Below are 22244 nucleotides of genomic sequence, written 5' to 3'. Positions count from 1 at the left end.
GAAAAATTCAGGTGACTTTTCGGCTTATGAGATATCATCTGCTATAGCCACTCTCCCGAAAAGTCACGAATTCTGATACAGCGCGACGAGGACGCGCGTGAGACTGTACGTTTGCAGGGTACGTCGATACTAGAAAGATGCGCAGCATCGTGAGATCAGGAAGAAAACATATCCCTTTTTGTCGTAGCCACAATAAAATAGGCTACTGTATTATGAAGCTAAAAAGGGATGTTTTCTGAATGAGCGCACCCGCAGGAGGCTGAAGTGACGCAGATGGGCCTTTTTCAACGGTCCCTTAGTACTCCAGATGCCCTTTCACACCGAGCCGCTTGCGGAACACCCAATAGGCCCAAATCTGATATCCCAGCACGACCGGCACCATCACCGCCGCCGCAATGGTCATCAGCTTCAGGGTATAGGGACTGGATGCAGAATTGTAGATGGTCAGGCTCCATGCCGGATTGAGGCTGGACACCATCAATCGCGGGAACAGACCGGCGAAAAAGGCCAGCGTGGTCAGGACAATGGCCAACCCGCTAAAGGTGAAAGACAGGCCGTACTTTTCGCCGCGCAGCAGCCAATAGGATACCAGGAAACTGGCTACCGCCCCCCAGAGAGCAGCTCCGGCCGGCAGACTCCGGAAAAGATCGGTGCTCACATAAGTTAATCCCACCAAGGTTAAGCAAGCCACAGCCGCCGCCAATCCCGTTTTGAGTCCGGCGCTGCGGGCCCGGCCGATCATTTCACCTTCTACTTTCAGACTGATAAACACTGCGCCATGGTAAGTAAACACCAGAACAAACGCCAGACCGGCGGTCAGAGTATAGGGGCTGAGCAGGGTAAAGAAATTGCCGGTATACTGCATATTAGCATCGATCGGCACTCCCTGCAGCAAATTGGCTACCGCCACTCCCCATAACAGGGCCGGCAAAAGACTACCGGTGAAGATCGCGGTATCCCAGGCAGCCCGCCAGGAGGGGGCCGCCTGCTTGCTGCGAAACTCAAAGGCCACGCCCCGGCCGATCAGAGCCAGCAGCAGTAAAAAAAGCGCTAGATAAAACCCGCTGAACAAGGTTGCATACACATGGGGAAAGGCGGCGAACAAGGCCCCGCCGGCTGTGATCATCCACACTTCGTTGCCGTCCCAGACCGGGCCGATGGTGTTGATCACCAGCCGTCTCTCAGCGTCATCCCGACCGAGAAAAGGTAAGAGAATGCCAACCCCGTAATCGAAACCCTCCAGAAAGAAAAACCCGATAAACAGCACCGCCACTAAGATAAACCACACCACATTCAGTTCCATAATGTCGCCCCCTTTCCGGCTGCTCCCGCCGCGTCCGCCGGCGCATCCACCGGTCCAGCCACGGCAATTTTACGCATCAGACTGACGGCTACCAGGGCCAAAGCGCCATAGACCAGCGTAAATCCGATTAAAGAAATCCAGATGCTGGCGGCGTCCACCGCCATCGAGACACCCTGATCCACCCGCTGCAGCCCGAACACGATCCAGGGCTGACGGCCGATCTCCGTCACAATCCATCCGGCGGAGTTGGCGATATAGGGCAGAGGCAGGGAATAAAGCAATGCTTTCAGCAGGACTGGCGTAGATTCCAGCTTGCCGGCCCGCCAGAGCCAAACTCCGGCAAGCGCCAGCAGGATCAATAGCCCCCCCGCGCCTGCCATCACCCGGAAGCTCCAGAACACAGGCGGCACCGGCGGCACATAGTCAGCCGGCCCATAGCGGGCGGTATACTCTTGTTCCATCGCCTTGATCCCTTTTACTTCCCCCATCGGCGAATTATGTACCAGGAACGTCAATGCACCGGGGATCGACAGCGCAAAATCATTCCGCTTATTTTTCTCGTCAATCATGGCGACAATCGAAAACGGAGCGGAATCCGAAGTCTCCCAAAGAGCCTCCACTGCCGCCAGTTTCATGGGCTGCGCTTTGGCCAGCATCTGGGCCTGCAGGTGGCCGGAGCCGCCAACTGCCAGAGAGGCAAGGAGAGTACATACCAGGCCGATCTTCATCGAGGCCCGGAAAAAATCCACATGACTCTGCCGCAGCAAATGCCAGGCGCTGATGGCGGTAATAAACACGCCAGCGGTTACCAGTCCCGACAAAAGAACATGGGGAAACTGATACAGCAGATAGGGATTGGTCAGCAAAGCCATAAAATCGGTCATTTCCGCCCGGCCATTGCGGATGGCATAGCCTGTGGGCGACTGCATAAAGGAATTGGCCGCCAGAATCCAAAAGGCGGACAGATTGCTGGCGAAGGCCACCAGACAGATAGTCAGGGCATGGACCTTCCGGGATAATTTATCCCAGCCAAAGACCCACAGCCCCAGGAAGGTAGACTCCAGAAAGAAGGCCGTAAGAGCCTCCAGGGCCAGAGGCGCGCCGAAAATATCGCCCATGAACCGGGAGTACTCCGACCAGTTCATGCCGAAATGAAACTCCTGGACAATGCCGGTTACCACGCCCATGGCAAAATTGATCAGAAACAGTTTTCCCCAAAATTTGGCCATCTTTTTGTACAGCTCGTTATCAGTGCGGACGTACATGACTTCCATAAAGGCGATCAAAATGGACAATCCCAGAGTCAGAGGCACAAAGAAGAAGTGGTAGGTTGAGGTAATGCCAAATTGCCAGCGTGACAGTAACAACTCACTCACATAAACCCCTCCTGTCTATTTTCCGGTAAACCATACCCGGTATAACTGTCGGCGGCTTTTTCCTCCGGCTGTGCCGCTTTGGCGGCTAAATCCCGGAAAGTCACCCCTTGCAGGTCGGCAATCAGCCGTTTCTGGATGCGGTACAGTTCGGCATGGACGGGACATTGCTCCTTATAGCGCCTGGTGCAGGATTGATCCGGCTGCAGGCAGCGGTTAATCTCGATAGGCCCTTCCATGGCTGTGGCCACATCATACAGCGAAAGCTCCTCTGCCGGACGGTTCAGGCTGAAGCCTCCCTCAACACCCCGGTAGGAACGGATAATATCCGCCTGCAGCAATGACCGCATAATTTTCTGCAAAAACCGGTGAGGGATATGTTCGGCCTGAGCCAGCGCCTGCCCGTTGACGATGGTTCCCAGCGGCAAGCCTGCCAAGTGGAGAACAACCCGGAAGGCATAGTCGGTTGCCTGGTTAAATTGCATATTTTAGCCTCCTGCGCGGAATTTATACCATGCCGGTATGGTATAAATTATATTCTTATTTTACCAGTACCACTTTTTACCTGTCAAGCGATAAATTTCAACAAATTAATATAAATTACCTTCAATGAATTTTACATAAATATCAATAGCGCCATTTCACTTGGTTAAGATTAAAAATCAGCCGCCGGATATGCAATCTTGCCGTGCCTGACGCCGCCGGCGCAGCAGGTCCACAAACGCCTCCAGGCGGGTGATGACACCGGCCTCACCGGTCTGTTCGTCAAATGCCAGGGATAATACCGGCAGGCCGGTGTCCTGGCTGACCCGGGGCAGAATGTTTTTGACCACTACTTCCGGCATGCAGGTAAACGGGAACACATGAATCATGCCGTCAACGCCCTTGCGCCCCAGCTCCAGGGTATGGCCGATGCCGTTTATGCCATGACCGCCCACATAGTGCCCCAGGTAAGGCTTGGCCAGGGTCATGATTTCGCGGCGCCGGGCCAAAAGGCTGGGCTTGTGCAGCAGGTGGCAGTCCACATAACTGGTGAGATTCAGGGTTTGATGCACCTCAACCCCCATGCCGGACAGTTGCCGGACCAGAGACTGATTCACAAAGGGCTCCAGCATGACGTAAATTTCCCCGATCAGTCCGATTCTGAGCGGTATGACGTCCGACTGCAGTTGTACACCTTCCAGAAGCCCGGCGGCTTCCCGGAGCAACCGGTCTACCGCCCGGGTATCCTGAGCCTCCCGAATATCATCCCCGGCCTGCCGTAAAATCCTGTCTGCCGCCCCGGAGGTTTGTTCCCGGGGCCGAATGTCCATTCCTTTAGCTGCCAGGCTGTCCAAGGCCCGCATCTTACTGCCGGCCAGGCAGAAGGCCCGGTAGATATCCCGCCAGCTTTTCCGGGGAGCTACTTGCCGCAAGATCTGGTAGGCATGCCGGACCGTAGGCTCTATTGCGATGAAATCACAGCTATAGCCCAACTGCTTCAGGATCCCCTGCTGCACCGCGGCGTAATAACCCAGGCGGCAGGGGCCTGTCCCGCCGCAGGTCAGGATGGTATCCGCGCCCGTCTCAAGCGCCTCGATAAAATTCCCTAAGAGAATCTTAAACGGCAGACATACGGTTTCCGGAGAATACTTGGTCCCCAGTTCCAGCGTTCGTTTCGTCACCGGCGGCGGCACCTTGACCCGGCACCCCAGGCCGCTCAGCAATGTCTCCAGTACGATATCCAAATGACCCATATGAGGAAAAGTCACAATCATGGCTGCCACCTCAACATCAACATATCGGCAAAAGCCTCTACCCTGGTGTCAAAACCCGCCTCGGCTGTATGCTCGTCCATCGAAAGCGTCATGCAGGGAATGCGGCAGGACTGGGCGTACTGCTGAATCAGCTCGCCGATCAGGGCATCCGGGCCGCAGGAAAAGGAGGTCATAAAGATGACTCCGTCCACCGGCAAAGGGGCCTGCATCAAAGCAATCGCCGCCCCGGCCATATGATGGCTGTAGGTCCAGAAAATCTCCTTGCCGAAGACCCTCGCTCCTCTGGCTGCATCCCGCGCCGGAACCATCCGGGGAGTAACCACCCTGAGCCCCTGGCGCTCCAGTTTGGCAATCACATTCATACTGACCTGGGGGTCGTACAGTATATATGCATGCCCAATCAGCGCCACGAGGGGAGACCGTTGAAAAGGGCCCATCTGCGTTGTCAGGTCTGCGGGCGCGCGCTTCGACGTACCCTGCAAACGTACAGTCTCGCGCACGTCCTCGACCTTCCTAGCATCTGAACCCTTTTGAACGGTCTCCAGGGTCGAGGTGGGAGATAAGCGGGACAACGAATATATGGGACTGACCTTCTGAGATGTCAAACCTTGGGCGCTTTGGCGCAGGCAGCAGGCCCGGTGCCAGGCCATCAGGCTGGCAGTCAGGCCGACTCCCAGCCGCCTGCCGGTCTCAATCACGGCCTGCCACATCTGGCCCTGTCGTTGGGCTGAACTAACCAGCACATCCAGGAGAGGGGGCATCTGGGACAAATTGCTGCGGATCATGTCCGGAATGCCGATCATTTCCGGACAATTATATTTGCCCTTGGTCTCACTGACCATTCTGGGTACAAACAGATAATCCACCTGGTTATACAGTGCACAGACATGGCCGAAATAGACTTTGACCGGCAGACAGACTTCCGCCAGCACTCCTCCCAGATCCAGTGTGCGACGGGTAGTCTGACCGGACAATACCACTTCGGCCCCCAACTGGCGCAAAAATTCAGCCCAGACCTCACCATGCTGATAGAATAGCAGCCCTTGAGGCAATCCGACTCGTATTCCCATGAGGTTCCTCCTTAATTTCTACGCCACTGTTATCGTTGTGCTCCACTTGCCGCAGCGGTCCCCCCACCGGGCTACCGTCCGGCCATTCATGACAATTTCAATGACTTCGCAGAGATTAGGGCAGCCGCCGCATTCAAAGCTGCGGGAGTGATACTGCCAGTCCGCCACGGCAAACCCCCGGAATGCGGTAGGGGCCTGATTATGCAGTTTCTCCCGCGCCAAAAGAGCCGCGCCTATGGCCCCCATCACGTTGTAATGAGGCGGAACCAAGACCGGACAACCCAGCGCCTCCTCAAAGGCTCGCTTCATGCCTTTATTGGCGGCTACGCCTCCCTGAAACAAAATGGGCTGATGCAGTGCCTTGCCCTTGCCGATATTGTTCAGGTAATTCCTCGCCAAGGCCTGACACAAGCCGTGAAGGATATCGGCTATATCGTGGCCGGCCTGCTGCTTGTGGACCATGTCCGACTCGGCAAACACGGCGCAGCGGCCGGCAATTCGAACCGGTGCGGCAGAAGTGAGGGCCCGCTCACCGAATTCCTCAATGGGAATATTCAGTCGGGCAGCCTGCTGGTCCAAAAAGGAACCGGTGCCGGCGGCGCATACCGTATTCATGGCAAAATCAGTTACTACCCCATTACGGATAATAATCAGCTTGGAATCCTGGCCGCCGATCTCGATAACCGTCTGCACGTCAGGCCGGACATGCATAGCCGCCACAGCATGAGCCGTAATCTCATTCTTCACGCTGTCCGCTCCCACCACCACACCGGCCAGCTGCCTGGCACTGCCGGTAGTCCCGATTCCCTTCACGGTCAGGTCAGGATTCTGCTCCCGGACCCGGCCCAGTCCCTGCTGGACTGCGGCAATCGGGTTGCCCTGGGTACGAATATACAAAGCGTCAATGATGCCGCCATCCATGTCCATGGCAACAACATTTGCGCTCACCGATCCCACATCAACGCCCAAATAGACTTCCATCTGAGAGTCCTCCTGCATTCATTCTGTCTGTAGTATTGCCCTCCAGAGCGGCAAACATGAATCAGCCTGCAAAATCCCGCCGGAGAAATAATTCATATTGCCGCAACCCTTCCCCTGATATAATATAATAAAACAAAGGCCCCGCTGGCATGAGCGGCAGCCTCCATGGCAAAAGGAGTTGTCGGATGATGTTTGGAATCACGCACTTTGAGGTCTTTTTGCTGGCAGGGATTCTGTTAAATATCACGCCCGGCCCGGATACCTTCTATATTCTCAGCCGCAGTATCGCCCAGGGGCCAAAAGCCGGAATTTATTCGGTAATGGGAATTATCTCCGGCGGGGCGATTCACACTGCCTTGGCCGCCCTGGGGCTATCCGTGATCTTAGCTCAATCCGCCCTGGCGTTTACAGTGGTGAAAACCGCCGGTGCTCTTTATCTCGGCTACATTGGCATCACCGCCTTATTATCCCGGGATCAGCTTCGGGCGACAGAAGCTGAAGCAGGCGCCGCCATGCGGCAGATCTATACCCAGGGACTTCTCACCAATTTATTCAATCCCAAAGTCGCCCTGTTCTTTCTCTCATTTCTGCCCCAATTCATCGATCCCCAGAACGCGTACGGCATTATGCCGTTTATTCTCCTGGGCTGCACTTTCCTGACAACCGGTACCCTTTGGTGCCTGCTGTTAGTGCTGTGCTCGGGGAATATGACCGTCTTTCTGCGCAAGAATGACAAGGCCAGCGCCATTATGAACAAAGTATGCGGCGCTGCCTATATTCTGCTGGGGGTAAAACTGATGACCGCGGAGCAGTAATAGGGATCTCCTTAGTTTTCCAAAGGATAAGACCGGGAAATGTCAATTTCATCTGAAATATAATAAGTTCCGGAGAATTCTCTCCGGAACTTATATTCTAAATTATATAGAGTAAATCGCAATAAAAATGTCCTGCCTGTGATGCGTATCACTGCCTTCCGGTCTGGCCGCAAGTATAGTTATGGTAGAAATAGCGAAGTAAGGGAGAAGTGACGAATTATGGATACCAGCAATGTATTGCGTCAGCATCAGGAGGTTTTATCGTTGACGAGTAAAATTAGTTCTTATCAAAATCAACAGCAAATCAAAGAGAAGGCCTTTGAAATCTCTCTGCTGCTGGGACAGCTGGCCGGCAAAATTAAAACCCATTTGGCGGCTGAGGACAAGTTCGTTTATCCCAGGCTCATGAACCATCCTGACAGTCAGGTACGGATGACTTGTGAAAAATTCGCCCGTGAAATGGGAGATCTGGCGAAGGCGTTTAATGCGTATCAAGCCAGGTATTCCGGCGCCGGTAAAATTGAAGCCGATCCTGCCAAATTCTTAACCGATACAGGAAATATTATATCAGCGCTGATGACAAGAATTGAGAAAGAAAATACCTCTTTGTACCCGCTGCTGGCGTGAAATGTGTCGGAGAGATCAGCCAGGCTGGTCCTCCTTGTCGATCAATGTCCGGATGCTAGCCAGCTTATCCGCCAGCTGGTTTTGGATGGCAAGGGCCTGATCTTCCAGTTCGGTCCTGCCGTTAGCGATTTTATCAATCATGTCTGAACGGGCAGTGGTGATTTCGCTGATCAATTCAGTGCGGGCCGTGGCAAGTTCAGCCAGGAGTTCGTTTTTCACAGCGGCGAAGTCGGTCTGAATCGCTGCTTTATCCTCCAGAGTGTCCGGCGTCTCGCCGGGTTTGGCCACCGAACGGCCCTGACGCAGTTCATCAATAGCGGCGCTGGCAGAGCCGGTAATTTGGTTAAGCTTGTCCACCATCTGCTGCATGGGATCTTTTTTCTTGCTCATGGGCATCACCTCGTGTCTGTCTGATAGTGTGATTGCTAGTAAAAGATTACCTTGTTTGCACCGGGAAGTCAATCAAACTCCAAGCCCAGATTCAACGTCAACATTTGATAGCTCCTTTTAACGGTCCCCTTGAGCCGCGTTCCTGCCCGCCACATACCCTGTGGAAAACGCCGCCTGCAGGTTGTAGCCGCCGGTGTATCCGTCGATGTCAATCACTTCGCCGGCAAAATATAGATTTTGAATCAGCTTGGATTCCATGGTCTTGGGGTTGATTTCCTTAATATTCACCCCGCCGGCGGTAACGATGGCTTCACTGATCGGGCGGGTGCCTTTGAGCGTGAAGGTCAGACGGGCAATGGTTTCCCGGAGGCGAATCCGTTCGGCCTTGGCAATCTGATGGACCGGCTTGTCCGGGTCTAGATAGGCCAGGTCGATGACCACCGGGATCAGTTTGGCCGGCAGCAGCTCCCCCAGGGAATTCTTGATCTGCTTGCGGCTGAATTTCTCAAAATCCCGCTGAATGCGCTTATCCAGCACCTCCGGCGTCAGGGCCGGCTTCAAATTAATCTCCAGAAATATATCCCCCGCGGCTTTCTCCAGCAATTCCGATACATACTTGCTAAGAGACAGGATAATCGGTCCCGACAGACCATAGTGAGTAAACAGCATCTCACCAAATTCATCGGCTATTGCCTTCTCTTTATACCTGACTGTAGCCCGTACATTTTTCAGAGACAAGCCCTGCAATTCGGTAATCCAGTGTTCCTCTACCTCCAGCGGCACCAGGGAGGGTTTTAGCGGCATAACGGTATGTCCCAGTTTTTGGGCCATCACATAACCGTCGCCGCTGGAACCGGTGCCGGGGTAAGAGGCGCCGCCGGTAGCCAGAATCACTGCGTCGGCAGGGTATTCCCGGTCCTGACGGGTAACCACACCGGTTACGGCTCCGTCCTGTGCCAAAACGGCCTTAACCGCCTGATTGGTCAGTACTGTCACATCTCTACTTTCCAAGGCACTGGTAAATCCCCGGATCACATCCACGGCCATATCGCTTTGGGGAAATACCCGGCCGCCCCGTTCTACCTTGGTAGGGACCTGCTGCCGGGCTAAAAATTCCATCAACTGTTCATTATTGAAGGCATTCAGGGCGCTGTATAAAAAGGCGCCATTTCCCGGCATGTTCTTAATGAGGGTGGGAATATCTGCAATGTTCGTCACATTGCAGCGGCCTTTGCCGGTAATCAGGAGTTTTCGGCCCACCGCCGCCATTTTCTCCAAAATGGTAACCTGAGCGCCGCCTTCCGCCGCGCTGACTCCTGCCATCAATCCGGCGGCGCCTCCGCCGACTACGATAATCTTTTTCATGTCTCTCTCTTTCTCCGGTCTCAGCCAAATAGCTCCGGCGATCCCTGCAAATATCTTATTCTATTTTTTACATTTTACTATTTTCTATCGGAGGGTCCCATTCCTGCCTTACACGCTGTCGAACTTTTCTGCTTTTTACGCTATTGACACGGATTCGAACTTATGTGATAATATTCCCATTAAACGTATACAAGAATATATGTACCCAAAGGGGAGTAGCTAGCAGGGAAACCTGTAACAAAGTCGTCAATTCGTGACATGAGAGGATGTCATCGGCTTTGTACACACGTGTGTAGCCAGACCTTTGCTCAGCGGCAAGGGTCTTTTTATTTGCTGCTAAGAGGAACATCACCCCGTTGCCAAATTATTTTAAGCGGAGGATGAAGTCTATGTTCGACACTGATTTTCTCATGGCACTCCTGACGATTATTGCTATTGACCTGGTACTGGCCGGCGACAATGCGGTAGTGATCGCTATGGCCTCCCGGAATCTGCCGGAAAAACTGCGCAATAAGGCTATCTACTGGGGCACGGCCGGCGCCATTATTGTCCGCGTTCTTATGACTCTGGTGGCGGTATGGCTGATGCGCGTTCCTTACCTGCAAGCTTTAGGCGGCATGCTGCTCATCCCGGTAGCCCTTAAGCTCTTAAAACATGAAGACACTCATGAGTCTGTGACAGCTGCCGATAATTTCTGGACCGCCATTAAAACCATCATCGTCGCCGATGCGATCATGGGCATTGACAATGTGTTGGCCATTGCCGGCGCCTCCCACGGCAACATGCTGCTGGTCGTGCTGGGTCTGTTGATCAGCGTGCCCATCGTCATTCGGGGCAGCCAGTGGATTAGCGGCTGGATGAATAAATACCCCGCCCTGGTCTATGTAGGAGCCGGCATTCTGGCTTGGACAGCCGGCGGCATGATCATGCATGACAAAGTCGTCGGCAGTTATTTGACCTCTCTCACACAAGCCGCCGGCTGGCTGGTACCACTGGTGATCGTCATCCTGGTGGTGGCCGTGGGCAAGCTGTGGGAAGCCAAGCAGACGAATTCACAAGGTCCTATTCACTAATCCCAGAAGATAGAATGAATACGGGGATGCGGTACAGGTTTTTAAAACCATTCCGCATCCCCTTTGTTTTACTCACCGGCCCGGATCACGCCGCAAGCCAATCGTTTGCCGGAATTGCCGGCCGGCTGAGTTCGGTAATCATCCGGGCTCTGGTGGATAATAACCGATCTGCCGATGATAGCCGATACCCGGAATTTATTGGTGAAAAAACTCATCATCGCGACTCCGTCGTTGGAGAACAGTACCGGGAAATCTCCCGCATGGTTGCCGTGGGGCTGATTGCATGGGTTCCAGTGCGAACCTGCCGCCAGAAAAGGATCTTCAGGGTCGCCTGCCTGGCAGACTCCCTTTTCATGAATGTGAAATCCATGGGGCCCGATAGGCAGACGGTCGCCTTTGCCCGGACAATAGGGCGGCAGCCCGCATACCTCGACTTTAACCCAGACGCCGCCGGGAACCTCGGTAAAACGGACCAATCCTTCTATATCGGGTGCCAAAGGCCCGCCTTTTAATCGGGCATACGCCTTAGTCGGCTCAGGCGTCTTACCCCCGCATTGGGGGCAGCCCTGGTTCCATTTGCAGCTATCCCAATGCTTACCGGCACGATATCGCTGTCTTTGCACCGTATTCCTCCTTTCACTCTGCCTGATCGGTAACTTTTTTATATTTTATGTGGCGATGCCGGAAAGAGTGCCCCGGACTCGTGCCGGGCAGCCAGCCACAACGCCCTTCGATCATATAAAGAAGGCCCCTGCCATATGGAGACAGGGGCCTTCGCTAAAGCAACCCACTAAATGAACGGATTACTCACTTACCTCTGATAATGCCCGGCAGTGACTCTGCCACTTCAGACAAAGCACTGCTATAATCCGGGCGGGCCTCCAGGCCCTTGGCATTTAGCAGGCAGTCGGTGACCAGGTATGTCTTCATCCCGACAATGCCGGCAATCAGGTCTTCTTCCACATCATTGCCGATCATCAGGCATTCCGACGGATGACGGCCGATACGATCGGCAATCTCTAAATAGTATTCCGGGTGAGGCTTGCAAAAACAGCTGTTTTCGTAGCTGGTAATCAGCTTAAAATCAAGATCAGCCACTCCGGCCCATTCCAGACGCTGTTCGACAGCATTACCGGGAAAAATCGGGTTGGTAGCCACCACCACATCGCAGCCGGCATGAATAGCGGCCAAAACAGCCTGCCGGGCTGCCGGACTTGGTTGCGTCACCGAACGGACTTGTCCGAAATGCTGTTCATAGAAAAGGTCCAAGGCCGGCGCCAGGACCTCTTCCGCCACCCCGATCTTGGGCAGAAAATCCTCGTAAAACACTGCCTTGTTAGTTTTGACTTTATCCCGGTTGGCAATCATCACACCGGTGGAACTTAACAACTGACCGACAAATTTCTTAGGGTCCGCATAGGGAGCTACATGGCGCCCCAAAAGATTCAAATAGACCTTGACGAATTCTTGCTGGTCCAGGGGGAGCAAAGTCCCGTCCAAATCAAACAATACGCTTTGTATCATAGTTTTCCTGTCTCTCCTTATCAACATCATCCGATGGATCTTCCTATTTCGCGCTGTGTTGCCAAAAAACCTTGCTCTCTCTCCAATTCTTGCTGGCCTGGGTAATTAACAAGAATACATGATTGACAATATTTTTGACCGGTGCCAAAATATTTATATTGCAAAATTAACGAATTCCAATCGTTAGGAGAAGATCATGGCACAGCAAGGTATCAGCAAAGTCTATTATGCACTATCCCATTGGAGGAATTTCCGGTTAAAGATTTTTGCCGGAGGTATCCTTATCGGACTGGTTGCCGGCGCAGTCGTGGTAGTGTTTCGCTATTTCATCGCATATGCGGAATGGTTGCGAACAGAAGCCTATGCTCATTTGCGACACAACCCGGCGCTGATTCCGGCGTGGTTTTTATTTTTGCTGCTTGTCGCTTTTATTTTAGGCCTTATCGTAAAATATGAACCCATGGCCGGCGGCAGCGGCATCCCGCAGGTAAAGGGCGTTATGTTGCGACGCATGAAAATGGTGTGGCAAAAAGTCTTGCCCGCTAAGCTTGCCGGCGGCGTTTTGGCCATTGGTGCCGGTCTGTCGTTAGGCCGGGAAGGCCCCTCCATTCAGCTGGGCGCGGTGGTAGGCCAGGGCCTCAGCCGCCTGATGGGGCAGACAAAAATGGAAGAACGCTACCTTTTAACCAGCGGGGCCAGCGCCGGCTTGGCAGCGGCGTTTAATGCACCGCTGGCTGGGGTGATGTTTGCCCTGGAGGAACTCCACAAAAATTTTTCCCCTGCGGTATTAATGGCAGCCATGGCCGCTTCGGTCACAGCCGATTGGGTGAGCCAGCTTGCGTTTGGGCAAAAAGCCGTTTTCAATTTTGAACGTCTGACGGCTCTGCCCCCGGGCTATTACGGACACGTTATCACCCTGGGAGTCATCGCCGGCTTGGGCGGCATCCTATTTAACCAATGCCTGCTCCGATCCCTGGATCTCTATGACCGACAGCGGGTCCTGCCCAAAATCATGCAGGCAGCTTTTCCCTTGCTGGTCGGCGGTCTGGCCGGCCTTATTCTGCCGGAGATTCTAGGCGGCGGACACGAACTGATCGGCGGCATTTCAGCCGGACACTATGATCTGCCCCTGTTATTCGTCCTGCTGGCGGCCAAATTTAGTTTTACCATTCTTAGCTATGGATGCGGCGTTCCCGGCGGCATATTTCTGCCTCTCCTAGTGATCGGTGCCCTTCTGGGCGGGTCCTTCGCCACAGTTTCTATTCAATGGACGACGATTCAGGTGGAGTATGTCAATAACTTTGTCATACTGGGCATGGCTGCATTGTTCGCCGCTATTACCAAGGCGCCGGTAACCGGCAGTATTCTGATCATGGAAATGACCGGCTCCTTCAGCCATCTTTTTCCCTTGATCACTATCTCCATGACTGCCCATCTGGTGGCTGACATCGCCAACTCCCCACCGGTCTACGAAGCATTGCTGAACCGGTCTTTGGCGAAACAGAAACCCCAGACCCTGGCGGGATCCTCTGAGAGACAGACCGTCGCTGAGTTGGTCGTCTGCCTTGATTCCAAGCTGGACGGCAAATACATTAAGGATGTGGCATGGCCTGACAGCAGTTTGCTGGTTAGCATCAAACGCGGCGAAGCCGAAATCGTGCCCAAGGGGGATACCAAAATCCTAGCCGGCGATTACCTCTATATATTGACCGATGAAACCAACACAAAACTAATTGATGATTTAGCCGAAGCCCGCCTGTCATAGAAGAAAATCACGAACCCCGACCATATTCTTGTATCACAAGGCCGGGGTTCGTGATTTTCTATCGGATTCCGCTTCGGTCACTATTTTCTAGCTTTGATCAAATGTGATTCCGCCTCATTCCGGAAACACCATAACCTTTTTAAACTCCAGCCCTACCCGGTCACCGGAGGAATATTGGGACAGGGCGGCAGCCTTGTCGATGACCCGGATCTGGGCGCCGTTCACATCAATCCGCCAGTCCACCGCATCTCCCAGGTAAACTTTATGGACGATTGTCCCCTGAACGGCTTGCTCGTCCTGAGTCAGACTGATATATTCCGGTCGGATGGCGGCTACCGCTTTGCCGCTGAAATCATGCTGCGAAGGCAAAGTCAGGCCGAGGGACGGGATATGAACCGTGTCCTGACGGGCTTCGGCATCTATAAAGTTCACCAGCCCGATAAAATCGGCAATGACCCGGTTGGCAGGAGTCTCATAGACCTCCAGGGGGCTGCCGATTTGCTGGATCACTCCCTGGTGCATAACGACGATCCGGTCGGACATGGCCATGGCTTCGGCCTGATCATGAGTGACATAGACCACCGTGACATTAAGTTTTTTCTGCAGTTCCTTGATCTCAAACCGCATGCTTTCTCTCAGTTTGGCGTCCAGATTGCTGAGGGGCTCGTCCAGCAAAAGCAACTGGGGCTCGCTGACCAGAGCTCTGGCCAGGGCTACCCTTTGCTGCTGACCGCCGGAAAGCTGGCTGGGCAGACGGTCGGCATAACCGTCCAGATGGACCATATCCAGGGCCTGAAGGGTCTTTTCCCGAATGATATCTTTGGCGATACCCTTAATTTTCAGAGGGTAGGCCACATTGTCAAACACCGACATGTGGGGCCAGACGGCGTAGGACTGAAACACCATGCCGATATTGCGCTTTTCCGGCGGCGCAAAGATTTTTTTCTCCGGCGAGCTGACCAAGTGGTCACCGATATAGATCTCGCCGCTATTAGCCTTTTCAAAACCGGCGATCATGCGCAGCATGGTGGTTTTACCACAGCCCGAGGGGCCCAGAATGGAAAGAAATTCGCCGTTCCTGATCAGGGCGCTGAACGCATTCACCGCCTTGACTTCCCCGAACAGCTTAGTAACGGATTCTATCTTTACTTCGGCCATGATTCCTACTCCTTTATCTTTTATCGCGGATTAAATCCCAATAGCGCCCTTGGAAACTTTGCGCAGAATCACATTGCCCGCCAGGACGATGAACAGGATGATCACTGCCAGCACCGAGGCGTCCTGGGGATCGGCATAGGTCTGCAGTTCATAGAGCAACACGCCGATGGTTTTAGTCTGAGAGCCGTAGAGAATAATGGACATGGTCAGCTCATAAAAAGAGGGCATAAACACTAAAAACCAGCCAGCCACAATAGACGGCCCGATTAGGGGCAGCATCACGTCCCGCAGGGCCTGAAGCCAGTTCGCGCCGGAATTCAGCGCCGCTTCCTCCAACGAAGAATGCACCTGGCTTAGTGAAGCGGCAATGGTGCGGACAGCCATCGTCAGATATTTGACCATATAGCCCACCACCAAAATGGCCATGGTGGAATACAGGTTCAGACCAAACTCCCCGGAAAAAGTAATAATCAGAGCCAAAGCAATAACAATGCTGGGAGTGGCGCCGCCAAGGGTGGACAAACCATCCGGAATACCCCTGCCGCTGACCCTGGTCTTAACTAGAAGATAGGCGATGAACACAGCCAGCACAGTGGCAATGGTAGCCGCTAGACCTGCTGAAATAAAGCTGTTCCACAGAGTGTCCATATATTGTTCATTTTTGATCGCCGTCAGCCAGTTGGTGATGGTCAGATTATCGAAAGAGATAGGACGGGACAGGGATTTGATCAGAGAAGTCACCAGAATGGACCCTAACGGCAGGAAGATGGCCACAAATCCATAGAGACTGACCAAAGCGGCCAGAGGCCATTTCCAAATTCCCAGCTCTACCAGGCCCGGCCGGGTGCTCTTGCCACTGATGGTCACATAGTCTCTGCGGTTCATCAGCATCGTAGAAGCATACAGGATAAAATTCGCCACCAGCATCAATGACACAGCCAAAGCCGTGGCTTCCCGGATTCCTTTGCCGGTACCCATATACACATAGGTCACAATGCGGGTGGTCAGCACTTCAATTTGCGCCGGCATGCCCACGATGGCCGGGATGCCGAAAGCGGACCCCACACCGATAAACACCAGCACGCCGCCGGCAAAAATACTGGGGAACATCAGAGGCAATGTGACCCGCCACAGAGTGCCCAAGGGTGAATCTCCGGACACCCGGGAGGCTTCCTCCAGGCTGGGATCCATTTTTTCCAGGGCGCGGGAAATCGTAATAAAGGCAAAAGGAGAATAAAACAGGGTAAAACACCAGATCAGCCCCCCAATGCCATAAATATCAAAGGGAGAAGCCGACAGGTTAAACACGTGCACCAGCCATTCGTTTAAATACCCGACACTGGGATTTAACAACTGCGTCCAGGCAATAGCTCCTACATAAGGAGGGATCATGTAGCTGGTGACAAAGGCCGTACGGAAAAATCCTTTACCGGGCAGGTCAGTCCTTCCGACCAGCCAGGCCAGAGGAAAGGAGATCGCAACGCTGACCAGCGTAACCAATAACGAAATATAAATAGTATTTACAAAAGATTTCCAATTGACGATGTTTCCATATACTTCCCAATAGGTGGTAAGATCCAGAGTTCCTTCTACCATTAAACTGCGCAGCACCAGATAGAGCATGGGAAATGCGGTAAAGAGCAGCAGCAGACCTACTGAAACGAAAATAACCAGCCATTTTAAATCCAGGTTTGTCTTCAAAGAGGAGAAAAAACTCCGGTTCATGCCTGAACCCCCTAAAAATCAGGGAGGGATTGATCCCCCCCCCTGTTTGTGTTGATCCGATATTTTACTCGATCCTATTTATCCAGCACTTTGCTGCGAAAAGTCTCTTTAACTGTTTCGTTATCTTTAGCCAGCTTAGCCCAGTCGGGTTTCGCCGCATTTTCGGCGAATGTCTTTAGTGCCGGTGCTCCCTGAGGCGGATTCACATCGTCCCGGACCGAATGCATCCAGCCTTTGACGATGACCTCCTGTCCTTGTTTCGTTAAGAACCAGTCCAGCACCGCTTTAGCGGCCTCCTGGTTCTTGCTGGAGTTAAGTATGGCAATGGGACTGGGGATGATGATGGTGCCGTCAGCCGGATAGACTACTTTCACCGGTTCGCCTTTGGCGCCGATTTTCAGAATGTTTTCTTCCAGGATCATGACAGCGTGATACTCGCCGCGGACCAGTTTGTTTTGCAGAGCCGAGTTGCCTTCTTCCACTTTCATGCCGTTTTGCCGCAGTTGCTCAAAATACTCCCAGCCATACTTGTCAGACAGTACGCCGGCAGCTACATAGGCTGTACCGGAAAGCAGCGGGCTGGGCATGGCGATTTTGCCGTTCCATTTCGGCTCCAGCAGGTCTTTAAAGGATTTGGGTGCATCAGCCTCGCTGACCTTAGCGGTGTTATAAGCGATGATCATGTTGGAAATACGCACACCGGTCCAGTAGCCTTCGGTATCCTTATTGGCTACTATATCTTTCCGGTTAGGAGAATCATACTTTAAAAGCAGATTCTGGTCTTTTAATGTGAGGTAATAAGAAGGATCAGCCACCATAATCAGGTCAGCCTGGACCTTCTTCGCCTCAATTTCGCCGGCTATTTTAGCCATAACCTTTTCGGTGCCGGCCTGGAACCATTGAACATCCAAGTCAGGAAACTGTTTTTTCATCTCGGGTTTAATCAGTTCGATGATGTCTGGATAAATCGAAGTATAAATCATCACTGTGCCTTGAGGCCCCTTACTTTTGGGCGTTTCCGCCGGCTTACCGCCGCCACAGCCCGCCATGACCGTTGCCAGGAGTGCTGTAATCAAAAGCAGCGCCACTAACAGATACCCATGTTTTTTCACAAATATTCCCCCCATATTATTTATAGCATAGGTATAGAACAAACAATAAAATTATCTGCAGCCTCGCATCTGGGACCGTTCAAAAAGGTTCAGATGCTAGGCGCGACGGGGACGAGCGTGAGACTGTACGTTTGGAGGGTACGTCGAACACTCGCCCGCAGGAGCAACGAAGCAGATGGGCCTTTTTCAACGGTCCCCTGCCAGCGCTGATTTCAGCGCCCCCAGACTCTCAAACACATAGTCCGGCCTGATATTGGAGCGGGCCAGATCCTCTGCCTTGGTTTCACCGCTTAATACCAGAATCGACGTAATACCGGCATTTTTACCGGTAGCAATATCCGTATACAGCCGATCCCCTACCATCGCCAGTTCTTCCGGGCGATATGGCTTCCGCCGCAAAAGGGCAGCCACGATCGCCGGATTCGGCTTGCCGATAATCCGGGGCGTAGCGCCGGTAGAGGCTTTGATCAATTCGATCATGGCGCCGCAGTCCGGGATATAGCCATCCTCAGTAGGACAATTGATATCCGGGTGGGTAGCAATAAAGGATATGCCGTTACGAATGAAAGCGCAGGCTTTTTCTAATTTTTCATAAGTCAGGGTTTTGTCAAATCCCAGCACCACATAGTCAGGATTCCGGTCCGTCACAGTAAAGCCATGGTCCTGAAACTCCGCCTCCAAAGCCGGCGTCCCCAGCAAATAGATACGGGCGCCAGGTTTTTCCGCTTTAAGATACAGGGCAGTCGCCTCACCGGAGGTGAGAATATCACGGGGTGCAGCCTGCCAGCCCATACGGCTCAGCTTGCCGGCGTAATAGCCGGCGGCGCGTGAAGAGTTATTGGTGAGGAACAAAAAATCCCGTTCCGTTGCCGTAATGTAGTGCATAAAATCCAGCGCTCCCGGCAGGATATCATCGCCCAAATAGAATGTCCCATCCATATCTAAAAGAAAACATTTGATTTCACGAAGACGTTTCATTTGTACAACCCTTTGCGACAAGTATAAATATCCTGAATATCCTTATTTTCTTAATTTTCTTAACGCCTTTTTGGGCTTAAGGATAATTCCCCGCAACAGTTTGACAATCCTGCTAAATTCCGCCAAAAAATAACCTCACCTCAAACGGAAAAACCTTCCACAACGGCTGGAGCCCCTGAATCGCAAGCCTTGGGACAGATAAAATATTGTAAAAATTTTTGCGGAGAAAAAGCATATTTCAGTTCGATGTAGAATGTATTAATGTGTTTAAGTATGCTTTAGATATGCCAGTCCGGCGCAGAGCCTGATGCAATCTTAAATACAGCGAAATTAGGGGGTTCGTTATGCACCAAAATTTTTCTCAGTTAACAAGCCGCATTTTGATAATGGGAAATAAAGTGATAACAGCAGTCGACCAGTCCATACAAGCCATGACTGCCAATGATACCGCCATCGCCTCCCAGGTCCGTCAGACGGAAAAATTGGTGGATTCCATGTATTACGGGATTAATGAGCAATGCCTGGAAATTATGTCCGGTGGGCAGTTTGCCAGAATTGACATAAATTTTATCGTTAACAGCCTGAAAATCGCCATGGAACTGGAGCGAATCTGTGATTATGCCAATCAGATCGCTAAACTGGTTCAGAAGAAATTTTCCCAGCAGGACGTCCAAATCCTGTCCTCACTGAACCCCCCTGCGGCTAAAATGAAAGACCAGACCACGGAAATGCTGTCGATTGCCCTGGAGTGTTATGAGAAACTGGACATTAGCCTGGCCAACCGGTTGATTGACGCTGATGACCTGGTGGACAAAAAGAACCGGGAACTGTTTCGCGATATGTTGTGCGTAGGTTCCATGCATCCCTGGGGCCAGGAGGTCATTATGGATTATCATGTGGCAATCCGCTATCTGGAGCGGGTGGCTGACCGGGCTGCCAACATCGGAGAATTAGTGCACTATATTGTGTCCGGCGCACCGGTGAAAAAGCCTGCTTACGAGGAGTTGATCTGGGATGATAATTGATGATTTTAATACGGTGCTGCGGCTGGTGATTTCCCTTGTGCTGGGAGGGGTGATCGGCTTTGAGCGGCAGCTCCAGAGAAAAACCGCCGGTCTCCGCACCCACATCCTGGTATGTCTGGGTTCCTGCCTGGTGGCCATTATGTCGGTCAACCTGTACGCCAATGTCCAAGGACTGACCAATGCCGATCCGGCCAGGCTGGCGGCCCAGGTGGTCAGCGGCATCGGCTTTCTGGGGGCCGGCGCTATCATGAAAGAAGGGCCCACCATCAAGGGCCTGACCACAGCGGCCAGCCTCTGGGTGGTAGCCAGCGTAGGCCTGGCGGTAGGTGTAGGGGCCATGACCGGAGCGGTCACCACTACCTTGCTGGTCGTCATAGCCTTGGAGGTTCTGCCCCGGATCGACCGGCTGTATCAAGTTTTAAGCCCCTCCGTCTGCACCCTGATGATCCATTCTCTCGATAAGCCCGGTCAAATCGGGCAAATCGGCTCGGTGCTCGGGACTCTCGGCATCGGCATTACCCAAATCCACATCGAGGACGGGGATTCCGGCCAGATTTTTGTCCCACTGACCATCACCATTCCGGATAAGTGCCGGCTGGAACAGGTCATAGCTGAACTGGGCAAAATTGACGGAGTGTTAAGCATAAAAATCCCAGAAGATTAAAATTCACATATATTTCTAGATTTAATCATAAATTTGTCATATTTACCGGATACACTGAAAAAAAGGAGATGAGGTCAGAATGAAAAAATGGGTAACTTCTCTCTTAATCGCATTGTTTGCCTCTGTAACCATACTTCCGACAGTCAGCGCCGCTTCCTTCTGGAATAACGTGGACCGGCAGGAGCAGCAGAAACAGGAAAACGAACGTCTGAGGCGGGAACAGCAGGAAAGAGAACGTCAGGAGAAAGAGCGCAAAGAAAGAGAACGCCAGGAACAAATAAAAAAGCGCCCTCCGCAGAAGCCACAGAAGCCACCGCAACAACAACCGCCGAAGCTGCCCCAGCAACCTCAGCGGCCACCGCAACAGCAACCGCCGAAGCAGCCTCAGCGGCCTCCGAAGCACCCCCAACAGCGCCCTCAGCATAGCTGGAATCATCCTTCTTACAGAAATCCTCAGTGGCGGCAAGATGTTCGCCGTGATGCCCCTCCGTTTCAATGGTACGAAAAACGCAGCCGGTATTCAGCCCCCGGTTACCGGATGGAGCCGATTTATGACCGCTCCTGGAATGATCGTTTTCCCGGCCTGCGGGCCTACAGATGGCAAGACAGGCCCGACAGGGGCTTCTGGTATCGGGGCCACCGCATCACTGATGCCGTCATGTTCTATGACGCTTTCGATGATCTGGTCAGCGTAGGGTTCATGTACAATGGCGTCTTTATGTTCGTCCGCGATGATAATAACGCTTTTGAAAACCGGGATTCCTTTTTCTTAACTTGGTGGCATTAACTTTTAGAAATCAATCCGGCTTTGCTCGCCCGGCGGCCGGCGGAGTAAAAAAAACGGCTTTCATCCGGGTACGCCCGGATGAAAGCCGTTTTTTACTCCCGACTCCTTTTTATCTGCCGTCGGTGGCTAAAATGCAAATCGGTTATCATATATTTGTCATATTTACCGAATACAATGAACTATAGCAAGGGAGGTTGATAGAATGAAACGATGGGTTGCCACGATCCTGACTCTGGTATTTGCGTCCGCAGCCATGCTGCCTGCAGTCAGCGCCGCTCCCCGGCACCGGGACGACCGGCATGACCGGCAGCGTCAGGAATACCAACGACGTCCCGAGCGGCGGCCGCATCATAACTGGTCCAATCCCTCATTTCGGCATCCCAACTGGCGGCGCAATGTCCACCGGGATCCCCTGCCGTTCCGCTGGTATGAAAAGCGCAACCGCTTCGCGGGCCCCGGCTATCGGATGGTTCCGATTCGTGACCGTACCTGGAATAACCGCTTTCCCGGACTGCGAGCCTACCGGTGGTATGACAGAGCCGACAGAGGATTCTGGTATCGGGGCCACCGCATCACCAATGCGGTCATGTTCTATGATAATTCGGATGAACTGGTCAGCGTAGGCTTCATGCATAACGGCGCCTTTATCTTCCTGCGGGATGATGACAACGCTTTTGAAAACCGGGATTCTTTCTTTATGGCCTGGTGGCGTTAAGGCGCTTATCGGATTCGGTCCCGGCTTTGATCCTGCC

22 protein-coding genes are annotated in these 22244 nt (G+C 52.9%); 8 read left to right on the top strand and 14 right to left on the bottom strand.

The window, feature by feature from the left end:
• Nucleotides 1–295 precede the first annotated feature (295 nt).
• From cydB to ALO_RS20555, 6 genes are all read right to left on the bottom strand, one after another.
• Entirely contained in the window at nt 296–1303 is a 1008-nt protein-coding gene (gene cydB / locus ALO_RS20580) for a cytochrome d ubiquinol oxidase subunit II (protein ID WP_004100230.1), read from the bottom strand.
• Nucleotides 1294–2679: a cytochrome ubiquinol oxidase subunit I gene (locus ALO_RS20575; protein WP_004100226.1), complete on the bottom strand. Its 1386-nt coding sequence runs from the start codon at nt 2677–2679 to the stop codon at nt 1294–1296. The genes cydB and ALO_RS20575 overlap by 10 nt, the downstream gene beginning before the upstream one ends.
• Nucleotides 2676–3161, bottom strand: coding sequence for an RrF2 family transcriptional regulator (locus tag ALO_RS20570; RefSeq protein ID WP_004100224.1), 486 nt, complete (start codon nt 3159–3161; stop codon nt 2676–2678). Before ALO_RS20570 ends, ALO_RS20575 begins: the two co-directional genes overlap by 4 nt.
• A gap of 177 nt (nt 3162–3338) precedes the next feature.
• A complete protein-coding gene (locus ALO_RS20565; protein ID WP_004100221.1) occupies nt 3339–4433 on the bottom strand; it encodes an acyl-CoA dehydratase activase-related protein in 1095 nt (364 codons plus the stop codon).
• Entirely contained in the window at nt 4430–5503 is a 1074-nt protein-coding gene (locus tag ALO_RS20560; protein ID WP_004100219.1) for an acyl-CoA dehydratase activase-related protein, read from the bottom strand. Before ALO_RS20560 ends, ALO_RS20565 begins: the two co-directional genes overlap by 4 nt.
• Before the next feature lie 18 nt (nt 5504–5521).
• The gene (locus ALO_RS20555) at nt 5522–6484 is read right to left on the bottom strand and encodes an acyl-CoA dehydratase activase (protein ID WP_004100217.1); all 963 of its coding nucleotides are present in this window, start codon (nt 6482–6484) and stop codon (nt 5522–5524) included.
• Nucleotides 6485–6672: 188 nt separating this feature from the next.
• On the opposite strand from ALO_RS20555, the gene ALO_RS20550 reads away from it, so the two are divergent.
• The gene (locus tag ALO_RS20550) at nt 6673–7299 is read left to right on the top strand and encodes a LysE family translocator (protein WP_004100214.1); all 627 of its coding nucleotides are present in this window, start codon (nt 6673–6675) and stop codon (nt 7297–7299) included.
• Nucleotides 7300–7518: 219 nt separating this feature from the next.
• On the top strand, nt 7519–7926 hold the full coding sequence (locus ALO_RS20545) for a hemerythrin domain-containing protein (RefSeq protein ID WP_004100212.1): 408 nt from the start codon (nt 7519–7521) through the stop codon (nt 7924–7926).
• A 15-nt stretch (nt 7927–7941) separates the two neighbouring features.
• On the opposite strand, the gene ALO_RS20540 is transcribed toward ALO_RS20545, so the two are convergent.
• Entirely contained in the window at nt 7942–8316 is a 375-nt protein-coding gene (locus tag ALO_RS20540; protein WP_004100211.1) for a hypothetical protein, read from the bottom strand.
• A gap of 117 nt (nt 8317–8433) precedes the next feature.
• The gene (locus ALO_RS20535; RefSeq protein WP_004100209.1) at nt 8434–9681 is read right to left on the bottom strand and encodes a BaiN/RdsA family NAD(P)/FAD-dependent oxidoreductase; all 1248 of its coding nucleotides are present in this window, start codon (nt 9679–9681) and stop codon (nt 8434–8436) included.
• 389 nt (nt 9682–10070) lie between these two features.
• On the opposite strand from ALO_RS20535, the gene ALO_RS20530 reads away from it, so the two are divergent.
• Entirely contained in the window at nt 10071–10754 is a 684-nt protein-coding gene (locus ALO_RS20530; RefSeq protein WP_004100207.1) for a TerC family protein, read from the top strand.
• Nucleotides 10755–10822: 68 nt separating this feature from the next.
• Here ALO_RS20530 and ALO_RS20525 read toward each other — a convergent pair whose 3' ends face one another.
• Both ALO_RS20525 and ALO_RS20520 read right to left on the bottom strand, forming a co-directional pair.
• Nucleotides 10823–11377, bottom strand: a complete 555-nt coding sequence (locus tag ALO_RS20525; RefSeq protein WP_004100206.1) for a superoxide dismutase family protein — start codon at nt 11375–11377, stop codon at nt 10823–10825.
• 184 nt (nt 11378–11561) lie between these two features.
• Nucleotides 11562–12278, bottom strand: coding sequence for an HAD family hydrolase (locus ALO_RS20520; protein WP_004100204.1), 717 nt, complete (start codon nt 12276–12278; stop codon nt 11562–11564).
• A 196-nt stretch (nt 12279–12474) separates the two neighbouring features.
• On the opposite strand from ALO_RS20520, the gene clcA reads away from it, so the two are divergent.
• Nucleotides 12475–14043: a H(+)/Cl(-) exchange transporter ClcA gene (gene clcA, locus ALO_RS20515; protein WP_004100203.1), complete on the top strand. Its 1569-nt coding sequence runs from the start codon at nt 12475–12477 to the stop codon at nt 14041–14043.
• A gap of 114 nt (nt 14044–14157) precedes the next feature.
• Here clcA and ALO_RS20510 read toward each other — a convergent pair whose 3' ends face one another.
• The 4 genes from ALO_RS20510 to ALO_RS20495 all read right to left on the bottom strand — a co-directional run bounded on the left by ALO_RS20510 (nt 14158) and on the right by ALO_RS20495 (nt 19016).
• Nucleotides 14158–15201: an ABC transporter ATP-binding protein gene (locus ALO_RS20510; RefSeq protein WP_004100201.1), complete on the bottom strand. Its 1044-nt coding sequence runs from the start codon at nt 15199–15201 to the stop codon at nt 14158–14160.
• A gap of 30 nt (nt 15202–15231) precedes the next feature.
• Entirely contained in the window at nt 15232–16926 is a 1695-nt protein-coding gene (locus ALO_RS20505; RefSeq protein ID WP_004100199.1) for an ABC transporter permease, read from the bottom strand.
• 74 nt (nt 16927–17000) lie between these two features.
• Nucleotides 17001–18038, bottom strand: coding sequence for an ABC transporter substrate-binding protein (locus ALO_RS20500; RefSeq protein WP_004100197.1), 1038 nt, complete (start codon nt 18036–18038; stop codon nt 17001–17003).
• 186 nt (nt 18039–18224) lie between these two features.
• Nucleotides 18225–19016, bottom strand: a complete 792-nt coding sequence (locus tag ALO_RS20495; RefSeq protein WP_004100195.1) for an HAD-IIA family hydrolase — start codon at nt 19014–19016, stop codon at nt 18225–18227.
• Between the two features lie 344 nt (nt 19017–19360).
• On the opposite strand from ALO_RS20495, the gene phoU reads away from it, so the two are divergent.
• The 4 genes from phoU to ALO_RS20470 all read left to right on the top strand — a co-directional run bounded on the left by phoU (nt 19361) and on the right by ALO_RS20470 (nt 22207).
• Nucleotides 19361–20041: a phosphate signaling complex protein PhoU gene (gene phoU, locus ALO_RS20490; protein WP_004100193.1), complete on the top strand. Its 681-nt coding sequence runs from the start codon at nt 19361–19363 to the stop codon at nt 20039–20041.
• Nucleotides 20031–20705, top strand: a complete 675-nt coding sequence (locus ALO_RS20485) for an MgtC/SapB family protein (RefSeq protein ID WP_004100191.1) — start codon at nt 20031–20033, stop codon at nt 20703–20705. The genes phoU and ALO_RS20485 overlap by 11 nt, the downstream gene beginning before the upstream one ends.
• A 79-nt stretch (nt 20706–20784) precedes the next feature.
• Nucleotides 20785–21492 (top strand): hypothetical protein, encoded by a 708-nt coding sequence (locus ALO_RS20480; RefSeq protein WP_004100187.1) that lies wholly within the window; start codon nt 20785–20787, stop codon nt 21490–21492.
• A gap of 202 nt (nt 21493–21694) precedes the next feature.
• Nucleotides 21695–22207, top strand: coding sequence for a hypothetical protein (locus ALO_RS20470; protein WP_040294066.1), 513 nt, complete (start codon nt 21695–21697; stop codon nt 22205–22207).
• Nucleotides 22208–22244: the final 37 nt, after the last annotated feature.

The sequence above is a fragment of the Acetonema longum DSM 6540 genome, assembly GCF_000219125.1.
In the GTDB taxonomy this organism is placed as follows: Bacteria; Bacillota; Negativicutes; order Sporomusales; family Acetonemataceae; genus Acetonema; species Acetonema longum.
The sequence above is the reverse complement of the archived record's forward strand: the minus strand, read 5'-3'. Positions and strand labels throughout refer to the sequence as shown.